Annotated in this window: 10 protein-coding genes; 4 read left to right on the plus strand and 6 right to left on the minus strand. The window is 35.1% G+C overall.

Features of this window, described 5'->3' with window-relative positions; all coding sequences use genetic code 11:
- Positions 1 to 143: 143 nt before the first annotated feature.
- Together ACFIKE_RS00995 and ACFIKE_RS01000 are read left to right on the plus strand one after the other, a co-directional pair.
- Positions 144 to 917, plus strand: a complete 774-nt coding sequence (locus tag ACFIKE_RS00995; protein ID WP_375626129.1) for a Bax inhibitor-1/YccA family protein — start codon at positions 144 to 146, stop codon at positions 915 to 917.
- Between the two features lie 112 nt (positions 918 to 1,029).
- Complete coding sequence (locus ACFIKE_RS01000) at positions 1,030 to 1,893, plus strand: endonuclease/exonuclease/phosphatase family protein (RefSeq protein ID WP_375625513.1); 864 nt, start codon at positions 1,030 to 1,032, stop codon at positions 1,891 to 1,893.
- Positions 1,894 to 1,898: 5 nt separating this feature from the next.
- On the opposite strand, the gene polA is transcribed toward ACFIKE_RS01000, so the two are convergent.
- The 6 genes from polA to ACFIKE_RS01030 form a co-directional block, all read right to left on the minus strand.
- Positions 1,899 to 4,808 (minus strand): DNA polymerase I, encoded by a 2,910-nt coding sequence (gene polA, locus ACFIKE_RS01005; RefSeq protein ID WP_375648192.1) that lies wholly within the window; start codon positions 4,806 to 4,808, stop codon positions 1,899 to 1,901.
- A gap of 321 nt (positions 4,809 to 5,129) precedes the next feature.
- Positions 5,130 to 5,834, minus strand: a complete 705-nt coding sequence (dnaQ, locus tag ACFIKE_RS01010) for a DNA polymerase III subunit epsilon (protein ID WP_375625515.1) — start codon at positions 5,832 to 5,834, stop codon at positions 5,130 to 5,132.
- A gap of 4 nt (positions 5,835 to 5,838) precedes the next feature.
- Positions 5,839 to 6,423: a dephospho-CoA kinase gene (gene coaE / locus ACFIKE_RS01015; RefSeq protein WP_375648193.1), complete on the minus strand. Its 585-nt coding sequence runs from the start codon at positions 6,421 to 6,423 to the stop codon at positions 5,839 to 5,841.
- On the minus strand, positions 6,420 to 7,292 hold the full coding sequence (locus ACFIKE_RS01020; RefSeq protein WP_375648194.1) for a shikimate dehydrogenase: 873 nt from the start codon (positions 7,290 to 7,292) through the stop codon (positions 6,420 to 6,422). The genes coaE and ACFIKE_RS01020 overlap by 4 nt, the downstream gene beginning before the upstream one ends.
- Complete coding sequence (locus ACFIKE_RS01025; protein WP_375625518.1) at positions 7,285 to 7,881, minus strand: Maf family nucleotide pyrophosphatase; 597 nt, start codon at positions 7,879 to 7,881, stop codon at positions 7,285 to 7,287. The genes ACFIKE_RS01020 and ACFIKE_RS01025 overlap by 8 nt, the downstream gene beginning before the upstream one ends.
- 12 nt (positions 7,882 to 7,893) lie before the next feature.
- Positions 7,894 to 8,718 (minus strand): pyruvate, water dikinase regulatory protein, encoded by an 825-nt coding sequence (locus ACFIKE_RS01030; protein ID WP_375626120.1) that lies wholly within the window; start codon positions 8,716 to 8,718, stop codon positions 7,894 to 7,896.
- Between the two features lie 547 nt (positions 8,719 to 9,265).
- Between ACFIKE_RS01030 and rho the strand changes: the two genes are divergently transcribed.
- Together rho and mnmE are read left to right on the plus strand one after the other, a co-directional pair.
- Complete coding sequence (rho, locus tag ACFIKE_RS01035; protein WP_375625520.1) at positions 9,266 to 10,531, plus strand: transcription termination factor Rho; 1,266 nt, start codon at positions 9,266 to 9,268, stop codon at positions 10,529 to 10,531.
- Between the two features lie 31 nt (positions 10,532 to 10,562).
- Positions 10,563 to 11,870, plus strand: coding sequence for a tRNA uridine-5-carboxymethylaminomethyl(34) synthesis GTPase MnmE (gene mnmE / locus ACFIKE_RS01040; protein WP_375648195.1), 1,308 nt, complete (start codon positions 10,563 to 10,565; stop codon positions 11,868 to 11,870).

Genomic DNA, 11,870 nt, shown 5'->3' on the forward strand with positions numbered 1-11,870 from the left:
AGGTATACTGGAATTCTGTCAGTGATTCTTAAGGGTTTTTTGTATTTGCCAAATTAAGGCTTATGCCAAGCTTATCTGTATAATGACAGAGATACTTTTAAAGCCCTGTACCTGACGGAACATATGCTAAAGGATTTTATATTATGGCTAATTTTAAAGATTTACGTTCGGCACCTGCTTCTCATGCCGATGCATCAATTGATCAGGGATTACGCGACTATATGTTGGGTGTCTACAATACAATGGCCATTGGTTTGCTTATTACAGCTGCTGCCGCTTATGCAATTGTATCATTAGCAACGACAACGGATATGGGCCAAGCAGCAGCTCAGATCAATAGCAGTGTTTATCTAACATCATTTGGAGTAACATTTTATACATCGCCATTCTCTTACATTGTTATGTTTGCACCACTCATAGCAGTTTTATTCCTCAGTTTTAAAATTAATACATTGAGTACAAACGCTGCTCGTAGCCTCTTTTTTGGTTATGCTGCTCTGGTTGGTCTTTCACTGTCTTCAATCGTTTTGCGCTATACGACAGAAAGTGTTGTGCAAACCTTTGTCATTTCCGCCGCAACTTTTGGAGCTCTTTCACTTTATGGATACACAACAAAGCGTGATCTCACAGCAATCGGTTCATTCCTATTCATCGGATTGATCGGCTTGTTTCTTTCCATGATTGTGAACATTTTTCTTGGATCAAGCGCTTTGCAATTTGCTATCTCTGTAATTGGTGTTTTTATCTTTGCTGGTTTGACAGCCTACGATACCCAAAGCATTAAGTTGATGTATTATGAAGGAGATGAAAGCGACACCAGAGGACGTAAAGTTATTATGGGCGCGTTGAATCTTTATCTTGATTTCATCAATATGTTTGTCTTCTTGCTACAATTTCTTGGCTCAAACCGTGATTGATTGCAAAAATCATAACTTAATTAAAGAACCTTGTTTCTAAAAGAGACAAGGTTCTTTTGTTTTTAGTGTAAGTCTTTACCCTTTGTTTCTTAGGGATTATTCTTTTCGCAAAATGACAAAAATACCCTATAAGCAAAAATTTCCTTGGTTTACCGGTTTTATCCAACAAAAACTCCATAGCTCCTTTTTAAATGCAATTCACAGCCGTTCTCATCATCAATCAAACATCATCAATAAAAATAGTAATTATGATCTGACCGTTGCTTCCTATAATGTGCATAAATGTGTAGGTGTTGATAAAATTTTTAATCCTACAAGAATTGTCCGTGTTATTACTGAATTACAAGTTGATATCCTTGCTCTTCAAGAAGCAGATAGACGTTTTGGAGAACGCATCGGTTTGATTAATCTTCAGCTATTAAAAGCTGAAACCGGTTTGATTCCTGTACCTCTTAATACTATGTCACCTCATGGACATGGTTGGCATGGGAATGCTCTCTTTTTGCGAAAGGGATATGTACGTGATACTTTACAAGTCACTCTTCCTGGTATTGAACCACGTGGGGCTGTAATTGTAGAGTTGGAAATGGCAGCAGGCCCTATTCGTATTATTGCGGCTCATTTTGGCTTATTACGTTACTCTCGTAAACAACAAACAAAAATGCTCCTTGAAATTTTCCAAAAACGCTCCCTTATGCCTACACTCCTCATAGGAGATTTTAATGAATGGCGGATGGGAAAAGGCTCATCTTTAAATCATTTTTTCCCCTATTTTGATAGCACTTTTGAAGTTGTACCAAGTTTTCCCTCTCGCTTTCCTTTTTTAGCCCTTGATAGAGTTTTTTCTTTTCCACACCAATTGGTAACAAGTATTGAAAATCATCATTCACCGCTTGCACGCATTGCTTCAGATCATTTGCCTATCAAAGCCTATCTTAATCTTTCCAACGCAATCAACATTCTTAAAAATAAATAAAAAAATTAATGTGCTTCATCCCAATTTTGAGCCGTCATGACTTTTACTTCAAGCGGTACAGATAAAGATAAAACCGGCATTGTAGCATTTTCCATAACATTTTTAACAACAGCCATGGTTCTTTTACTTTCTTCTTCTGTTACTTCAAAAATCAGTTCATCATGCACTTGCAGCAACATTTTTGCTGATAGTTTTTCTTCTTTTAAAGCATCTTCCATATGTATCATAGCGCGGCGAATAATATCAGCTGCAGAACCTTGAATTGGAGCATTGATAGCTGCTCGCTCATTAAGAGAACGAATTTTTACATTCTTTGCTTTTATTTCTGGATAATGGATACGACGTCCAAAAATTGTTTCTACATAACCATTTTCACGTGCAAAGATTTTAGTCTTCTCCATATAATCTTTAATTCCTGGAAATCTTTCAAAATACAGTTGAATATAACGACCCGCTTCTTGGCGTGAAATTCCCAATTGATTGGCTAATCCAAAAGCTGAAATACCATAAATAATACCAAAATTAATCGCTTTTGCACGCCGTCGTATATCTGAATGCATTCCTTCTATCGCAACGCCAAACATTTGTGATGCCGTTATAGCGTGAATATCATGCCCTTTAGCAAAAGCTTCTTTTAATGCTTTTATATCCGCAATATGTGCAAGAATGCGCAATTCAATCTGACTATAATCAGCAGAAAGTAACACATGTCCTTTGGGAGCAATAAAAGCTGTTCGAATTTTACGCCCTTCAGCAGTCCGCACTGGAATATTTTGCAAATTTGGCTCTGATGATGATAACCGCCCTGTTGATGTTATTGCCAAAGAATAATTCGTGTGAACTCGCCCTGTTTTTGAAAAAATATAAGAAGGCAAGGCATCTGTATAGGTAGATTTTAGCTTTGCAAGTTGACGCCACTCAATAATTTTACGCGGCAAAACATGACCTTCAGCAGCCAACTCTTCTAAGGTCTGTGCAGAAGTTGACCATTGTCCACCCTTAGTTTTAGCGCCTCCAGGTAATCCCATTTTGCCAAAAAGGATATCCCCTAATTGCTTTGGCGAAGAAAGATTAAACTTTTCATCAGCTTGTTTGTAAATTTCCTCTTCTAAAATCAAAGCAGCTTGTGCCAATTCTCCTGAAAGACGCAATAAAATCTGCCGATCAATAAGAATCCCACGTTCTTCCATTTTTGCAAGAACTTCTACAAGGGGTCGATCAAGACGCTCATAAATTTTTGTCATTCCACGAGCAACAAGTTGCGGTTTTAATACTTGCCAAAGGCGTAGCGTTATATCAGCATGTTCCGCCGCATAAAGGGTTGCTTGTTTTAAATCTACTTGTGCAAAAGAAGTAATTTTTTTTCCGTTATGCGTTAAATCTTTATAGGAAATTGGTTTATGCTCAAGCCAACGTTCAGATAAATCATCCATATTATGGGTTAATGTTCCAGCATCAAAAGCATATGATAAAAGCATGGTATCATCAAAAGAGCTTATCATAATGTCGTATTGCTTCATCACCAACCAATCATATTTTATATTCTGGCCAATTTTTAACACCGATGAATCTTCTAATATCGGTTTTAAAAGTGCTAAAGCTTTTCGGGTCTCAATCTGCGAGGCAATGCGCCCGCCCCTCAAAAGGTCCTCTTCTCCTTCATCAAAATGTTCAAGAGGTATATAAGCTGCTTTTTCTGGCTGTAATGCGAGTGAAAAACCAACAAGCTTTGCTTGCATCGGATCAAGAGATGTTGTTTCAGTATTAAAAGCGAAAAAACCCTGCTCTTGTGTTTGTGATAACCAATCTTTTAAAATTTCCTCATCAAGAATTGTTGTATAAGCATCTCTTGTAATTTTTTGAGTCAGCGCTTGATCTTTACGTTTTTGTGCAAAAACTTGTGGAGAATTTTCAGAAAAATTATGAAGAGATGCGCGCTCAGTATTATTGATATCAGAATCATGCCTGTGGCTCAGTTTTTCCCATTCAACATCTATATCAAGGGCATCAATAACAGCTGCATCGCATGACGTTGCCTCTGCCACGCGACGCGTTAATGTTGAAAATTCCATCGCTTTCAAAAAAGCAATTAAACGTGGACCATCTTGTGGCTCCAAAACAAAATCATCTAAATCATTATCTATAGGAACATCTGTTTTAAGCCTAACAAGTTCACGAGAAATTTTAACTTGTTCTCTATAAGCTTGAATGTTTTCGCGTCGTTTTGTTTGTTTAATTTCTGTTACGTTTTGCAATAAAAGATCAAGAGAATCAAACTGATCTAACAACTGAGCTGCAGTTTTGGGACCAATACCTGGAATACCTGGTACATTATCTGTTGAATCTCCAATTAATGCTTGTAAATCAATCATTTTTTCAGGCGCAACACCCCATTTTTCTACAACTTCTGAGATACCTATATGTTTGTCTTTCATTCCATCATACAAAGATACATGCGTATTTACGAGTTGCATAAGATCCTTATCAGAAGAAATAATGGTTGTTTTTGCCCCAACCTTTGTTGCCAATTTTGCATAGGTAGCAATCAAATCATCCGCTTCAAAGCCTTCCTTTTCAATACAAGGCAAATTAAAAGCCTTCGTTGCTTGGCGTATTAGCGCAAATTGAGGAATTAGATCTTCAGGAGGTTCAGCGCGATTCGCTTTATATTCAGGATAAATTTGTTTCCGAAAAGTATCAGATGAATAATCAAAAATAACAGCAAAATGTGTTGGAACAATACCAGTAGCTGTATTACGAGCATCACAAAGTAATTTCCATAACATATTGCAAAAACCAGCTACTGCTCCTACAGGAAGTCCATCCTTTTTACGTTTTAAAGGCGGCAAAGCATAATAAGCACGAAAAACATAGCCTGATCCGTCAACCAAAAAAAGATGATCTGTTGCTTTCATGACAATTCTATTTCTCCATTTCAGCTAAAAAACAAATTACCTGTATATATTTTTTTTCACTTTTATTTTTATTTTTTCATTTTGCCTCTAAAAAGCCATTTTTTCTTTTCATAACACATGAAGTCGTTGCACTTTATATTAAGTACCTAGAGCTTTTCTTTGCTGTTACAGGATTAATAGCTTTCATTTTGCTCCTCCTATGATAGCTGAGGTACGATGTAGCGACAGGGTCGTTGTGGTGTTCCCCTCCCCACAACGACCATTTTTTTGACATCCATATTCTTTAATTTAAATAGTGATTTTTTTAGAGAAAAAATGATGTTATTCATGAATTTTAAAGTTATTCCACAGAGCTTTTTCACCTATCTTGTTGATAAAATCAGCGTGCAACCTTTTTTCTTGCGGACTCAATCTTGAAGGTAAAGCCTGTGGGCGAATTTTAACTGCATAAGATGTATCTTTATCATTCTGGATATGTTCAAGTCCCCTTCTGTTATCAAAACCCAATACACCTTGCTTTCCACCGATCAGTTCAATATAAACATCGGCTAAAATCTCTGCATCAAGCAAAGCACCATGAAGAACACGATGGCTGTTATCAATTCCAAAACGTTTGCATAAAATATCAAGAGAATTAGGACCCATAGGGAATTTACGCCGTGCCATAGCCAATGTATCAAGAATATTATCAACACTGATAAGCGGTTTGTTGACGCGTTTTAATTCTGCGTTAATAAAACCAATATCAAAACTCGCATTATGCGCAATCATTGTCGCACCTTTGATAAATTCCAGAAATTCATCAACAATATCACTAAAACTTTTCTCGTTTTTTAGGCGTTCATTGGTTAATCCGTGAATTGCTACAACTTCATCAGGAATAATAACGCCTTCAGGGTTTAAATAAACATGAAATTGTCGCCCCGTAAGATAACGATCAACCATTTCTACACAACCAATTTCGATTATGCGATCTTTTTCTTTATCTAAACCTGTTGTTTCTGTATCAAAAATAATTTCCCGCATGACTTCAATTCTTTAGTTTTTTTATCACATCAAAAACCTGTTGACGTGTATTCTCTAAATCTTTCCCTGTATAAATAATAAAATCAGCACGTTCTCGTTTTTTTTCATCCGGCATTTGTCGAGCATTGATAAAGGCAAATTTTTTCTCATTCATACCTTGGCGAATCATTACACGTTCTTTTTGTATTTCTGGTGGAGCAGAAACAACAATAACGCTATCCACACGACTTTCACCATTTTTTTCAAACAGAAGTGGAATATCAAGAATAACTAATTTTTTCCCTTGTTTACGCGCTGTATCAATAAATTCCCTTTCTTTTTCTTGCACCAAAGGATGAATTATTTTTTCTAATGTTTGTAATTTTTCCTTATCATCAATCAAAATTTCAGAAAGTTTCAAACGGTTAACTTCACCTTTTTCAACAACACCAGGAAAAATACTCTCTATGAATGACAAAACTGGCTCACTTTTATAAAGCCGTTGTACTGCTTCATCAGCACTAAAAACAGATATACCCGCTTGCTTGAAAAAATCAGCAACTGTTGATTTTCCCATAGCAATTGATCCCGTTAATCCTATGATCTTCATTCTTTCTTTTCACTCATATCCTCTAAAATAGCTGTCCGTAATGTTTTTGTTACCTGTGGTCTTATTCCAAACCACTGTTCAAACCCTATAACAGCCTGATGTAGAAGCATCCCAAGTCCATCAACCGTCTTGAGATCACAAGCTTTTGCCTGTTGTAAAAAAGGAGTTATTAATGGTGTATAAATAATATCTGTTACTAACGCCGTTTTTTTTGCTTTATGAAAATCGCAAAAAAAAGAATCACTTTTTTCTTCTGGATTTTTTATGCCAATAGAGGTTGTATTAACAATCAAATCAGCTTGATGAAGTATTTCATGGATTTTATGCCAATCGTAAACTTTAATGGATTTTCCAAAATGCTGAGCTAAATTATCAGCGCGTTGTTTTGTACGGTTAATCAAATAAATCTGTTCAAATCCGCGTTTTTTTAAGGCATATATGATAGCGCGTGCGGCACCACCTGCTCCAAAAACAAGAGCTGTTTCTCCTCCCCAATCAGATGCAAAATCATCAAGATTAGCGCTAAAACCATAGGCATCGCTATTCGTGGCACAAAGCTTATCTCCTTCATACCAAAGTGTATTAACAGCACCAATCATTGTTGCTCTCTCATCTTTATAATCTGCTAAACGAAAAGCTTCCTGTTTATAAGGCAAAGTAACATTTCCTCCACAAAAACCTATTTTTTGTAAAGATGCAATAAAATGACTGAATTTTTCAGATGTTACTTCTTGTGCAAGATATTCTCCTTGTAAACCATATTGTTTAAGCCAAAAATTGTGAATTTTAGGCGATTTTGAATGATGAATTGGAGAACCAACAACAAAAGCACGCGGATAATTTATTTTTTTTATTGTTAAGTCAACCATCAATAATTCCTAAATGACGCAGTTTTATGAGTAGAGGCAGCAAAGGTAAACCAACAATGGTAAAAAAATCTCCTTCAATTTTTTCAAAGAGATGAATCCCTTCCCCTTCAATTTGATATACTCCCACGCTGTTTAGAACATCTTTTCCTACGCGTGCTAAATAATGTTCAATAAATTCTGACGAGAGCAAACGGACGGACATATGTGCACTAAAAGCTTCAACCCAAATTTTTTGACCATTTTTAAATAAAGCTACCGCACTATGAAGAGAATGGGTTTTTCCTGATAACTCACATAAACGTTGATGTGCTTCCTTAATATTTGTTGCTTTGTGAAAAACTTTACCTTCCAAATCAAGCACTTGATCACAACCAATAACGAAAGCATCAGGAAAACGATCTGAAACATTTTTTGCTTTTGCACTCGCAAGAAAACAGCTGAGTTCTTTAGATGTTTTTTCTTTTGCTTTTTTTTCTACTTCTCTTTCATCAAAAGAAGCTCCTTCAATGAAAAAATTTAAACCTGCTTTTTTTAATAATTTTGCACGATAAAAACTAAGAGATGCTAATATTAACGTATCTGCGTTCATGAGAATTTTCTCTCATTTTCCTTCACGAAATCGTGATAAAAGTTCAAATATTGCAGCAGCAGTTTCTTCAATAGAGCGTCTTGTGACATCAATAATAGGCCAACCAAAACGTTCGCAAATGCGTTTTGCATAGATTAATTCTTCAGCTATGTTGATACGATTTGTATAACTATCAAGAGCAAAACCTTCTCCCAAATCTCGATTTTGACGAATATGTGAGATTCTTTCAGCTGAAGCAATTAAACCAATAATTAAAGAATTTTTTGCCTCTAAAAGGGATTCTGGCAAATCAATATTAGGAATAAGAGGAACATTAGCCGTTTTTATTCCGCGATTTGCTAAATAGATACTTGTTGGCGTTTTAGAGGTTCTTGAAATTCCAACAAGGATCACATCTGCTTCGGATAAGCTACTGGAAGACTGTCCATCATCATGCTCTATTGTAAAATCCAGTGCTTCAATACGGCGAAAATAATCTGCATTAAGATCATGTTGTGCGCTCGCACGTAAATGTGTTGGCATTCCAAGGTAAGACTGAAAAGCATTTAAAACAGGATGCAATATATCAATACAGGGAACTTTTATTTTTTTACACTTTTTTTGAAGGAGAAGTTTAAATTCTTCATCAATCATTGTGTAGAGAACAATACCTGGCTCTTGTTGTATTTCATCAAGAGCTTTTTGTAACTGTATTTCATTACGAATCATAGGATAGATATGCTCTGTTACCTGACTCATTGTATACTGCGATGCTACAGCTCTCCCAACAGAGATTAACGTTTCTCCCGTTGCATCAGAAAGCATGTGTAAATGAAAGATTTTTTTTTCTTTTGTCACAGAAATTTTAACTCCTTGTTAAGATATGTGTATATATCCTTACCGTTTTTTATAAAACTAAAATTTAGGAAAAATTCTTCGTTTTTATACACAAATTAAATGCTTGTGATAATTTTATACCTCTTATAAAAAAGAGGGGATAATATCTTTAAGATAGTGTTATTTTTATTCTTTTTTTTAGTCCCTTTTGTGGATAAAATTGGGGATAAATAATAATCCACACTAAACACAGTTATAAATAAGAAGAATCCCGTCTTTAATATAAATTTATTAATATAAATTTCTGTAAAAAATACTTTTGAATAGCATTTAATTAATGCTATAACTCTAACTCATATTTTTGTTATAAAATAAATTAAACACTATTTATATTTTTTCAATTTTTTCATATAATTACTTAATATTACAGGGATAAATTTCATATAAATGGTACTTGCAGATTAAAAAAATTGAGTGTAAAATATTTTTCTTCTTAAGAATATTTCGTTCATAAATTTCCATAAATTATTTAAGATAATCTTCTCCTTAATTACAAAGAGCATATTTCATGCAAAAAATGAAACTACAAGAACTTAAAAGCAAAAATCCCGTTGAACTTGTTTCTTTTGCTGAAACATTAGAAGTTGAGAATGCCTCTCTTATGCGCAAACAAGAATTAATGTTTGCTATCTTGAAAAAACTTGCTCTACAAGATGTAGAAATTATAGGAGAGGGTGTTGTTGAAGTTTTACAAGACGGATTTGGTTTTTTGAGATCTGCTGACGCTAATTATCTTCCTGGTCCCGATGATATTTATCTTTCACCAGCACAAATACAGTCATTTTCTTTAAAAACAGGCGATACCATTGAAGGTCCTATACGTAGTCCAAAAGAGGGAGAACGTTATTTTGCTCTCCTTAAAATTAATACAATTAATTTTGAAAAAACTGAAAAGATTCGTTATAAAATTCACTTTGATAATCTTACTCCTCTTTATTCAAATGAGCGTTTCCAAATGGAAATACAAGATCCTACAGAGAAAGATATGTCATCACGCGTGATTGATTTGATATCTCCATTGGGAAAAGGACAAAGAGGGTTAATTGTTGCTCCTCCTCGGACAGGAAAAACAGTTTTACTTCAAAATATTGCTCATTCTATTACCACTAATCATCCTGAATGTTATCTCATTGTTCTTTTAATTGATGAACGACCAGAAGAAGTTACAGATATGCAGCGTTCAGTAAAAGGAGAAGTGGTTTCTTCTACTTTTGATGAACCTGCAATACGTCACGTACAAGTAGCAGAAATGGTCATTGAAAAAGCCAAACGCCTCGTTGAATATGGACGCGATGTTGTTATTCTTCTTGATTCTATTACACGTCTTGGACGTGCATATAATACAGTTGTTCCTTCTTCGGGGAAAGTTTTAACAGGTGGTGTGGATGCAAATGCTCTCCAGCGTCCAAAACGTTTTTTTGGTGCAGCACGTAATATTGAAGAAGGTGGATCTTTAACCATTATTGCAACGGCTTTGATTGATACAGGAAGTCGTATGGATGAGGTTATTTTTGAAGAATTTAAAGGAACAGGTAATTCTGAAATTGTTCTTGATAGAAAAGTTGCTGATAAGCGTATTTTCCCTGCTATGGATATTTTAAAGTCAGGAACGCGTAAGGAAGAACTTTTGGTAGAACGACAAGATTTACACAAAATTTTTGTTCTTCGTCGTATTTTAGCATCTATGAATGTAACAGATGCAATTGAATTTTTGATTGATAAATTAAAGCAAACAAAAAACAATAGTGAATTTTTTGATTCAATGAATACGTAGAGTCATTAAAGTTTTTATTAGGATAAAACCTGTGGATACAATCTTTGCTGTTTCGAGTGGATTGTTACCTTCAGGGGTTGCAGTCATTAGGCTTTCTGGTCCTCATGTTGTGGATATAGTTAAAACGCTTTGTGGTCGTTTACCTAAAGCACGTTTTATGCATTATGGAAATCTTACTGCTCGTGATGGGAGCTTTTTAGATTCTGGTTTAACTGTTTTTTTTCCTGCTCCTCATAGTTTTACGGGGGAAGATTGTGCAGAATTCCATTTACATGGAGGAAAAGCCGTTGTTAGTCGTTTTCTCGATGAATTGTCAACATTTTCTGGATGCCGTATTGCAGAAGCAGGTGAATTTTCACGTCGTGCTTTTATGGAAGGAAAATTAGATCTTGTTCAAGCAGAAGGTCTTGCTGATTTAATAGAAGCAGAAACGGAAAGCCAACGGCGTTTAGCTGTTATGGGTACAAGTGGACATTTAACGACGCTTTATCGTGATTGGCGTCATAAGCTTATGAAGGCGCGTGCTTTTATTGAGGCAGAACTTGATTTTGTTGATGAAGCAGATATTCCCAACGCAATATCTGATAAAGTTTGGAAAGATGTTGAGGATCTTTGTACTTCTATTCGTGAATATATTATTGAAGGAGAGCGTGCGAGTATTTTACGTGATGGATTAAAAATTGTTATTGCTGGTGCTCCAAATTCTGGAAAATCAAGCATTATGAATCGTCTTTCAGGAAGATCTGTTGCTATTGTAACGGAAGAAGCAGGAACAACCCGTGATGCTTTAGAAATGAGAATTATTCTTGGTGGTTTACCTATTTTTTTAACGGATACTGCTGGTTTTAGAAAAACAGAAAATAAAATAGAAAAAATGGGAATAGAAGTTGCTAAACAGCATGTTAGGGAAGCTGATTTAGTTATTTTGGTTTATGATATAGGAAATCCTGAGAAAGTTGATTTACCAGAAACATCGGCTGAAATATGGTGTGTTGGCAATAAGCTTGATCTTTATGAAAAAAATGATCAGCATTGGTCTATACAATTTTCCGCATTAACTGGTTTAAATTTTGATTATTTTATCAAAGAACTTGAATCATTTTGTCATCATCGTGCTTCTGAAATTGGAAATATTGTTCCGGCGCGTAAAAGACAACTTCAATTATTAAAGGAGGCTGTTAAAGAGATTGAATATTCTCTTAATTATCATTCTCTTGATCTCAGTTTACGTGCAGAACATCTCCGTTGTGCAAGTGATTTTATTGGAAAAATTACAGGAGATATTGATGTTGAAGATTTGCTTGATATTATTTTTTCAGAGTTTTGTGTTGGTAAATAA

It is taken from the genome of Bartonella sp. MU70NMGDW (genome assembly GCF_042194085.1).
In the GTDB taxonomy this organism is placed as follows: domain Bacteria; phylum Pseudomonadota; class Alphaproteobacteria; order Rhizobiales; family Rhizobiaceae; genus Bartonella; species Bartonella grahamii.

What these genes read in the sequence shown, in the direction of transcription:
- ACFIKE_RS01000 (WP_375625513.1), top strand. Translation starts at nt 1,030, where the DNA reads ATGACAAAAATACCCTATAAGCAAAAATTTCCTTGGTTTACCGGTTTT.
- dnaQ (WP_375625515.1), bottom strand. Translation starts at nt 5,834, where the DNA reads ATGCGGGAAATTATTTTTGATACAGAAACAACAGGTTTAGATAAAGAA.
- ACFIKE_RS01025 (WP_375625518.1), bottom strand. Translation starts at nt 7,881, where the DNA reads ATGAACGCAGATACGTTAATATTAGCATCTCTTAGTTTTTATCGTGCA.
- ACFIKE_RS01020 (WP_375648194.1), bottom strand. Translation starts at nt 7,292, where the DNA reads ATGGTTGACTTAACAATAAAAAAAATAAATTATCCGCGTGCTTTTGTT.
- rho (WP_375625520.1), top strand. Translation starts at nt 9,266, where the DNA reads ATGCAAAAAATGAAACTACAAGAACTTAAAAGCAAAAATCCCGTTGAA.
- polA (WP_375648192.1), bottom strand. Translation starts at nt 4,808, where the DNA reads ATGAAAGCAACAGATCATCTTTTTTTGGTTGACGGATCAGGCTATGTT.
- ACFIKE_RS00995 (WP_375626129.1), top strand. Translation starts at nt 144, where the DNA reads ATGGCTAATTTTAAAGATTTACGTTCGGCACCTGCTTCTCATGCCGAT.
- coaE (WP_375648193.1), bottom strand. Translation starts at nt 6,423, where the DNA reads ATGAAGATCATAGGATTAACGGGATCAATTGCTATGGGAAAATCAACA.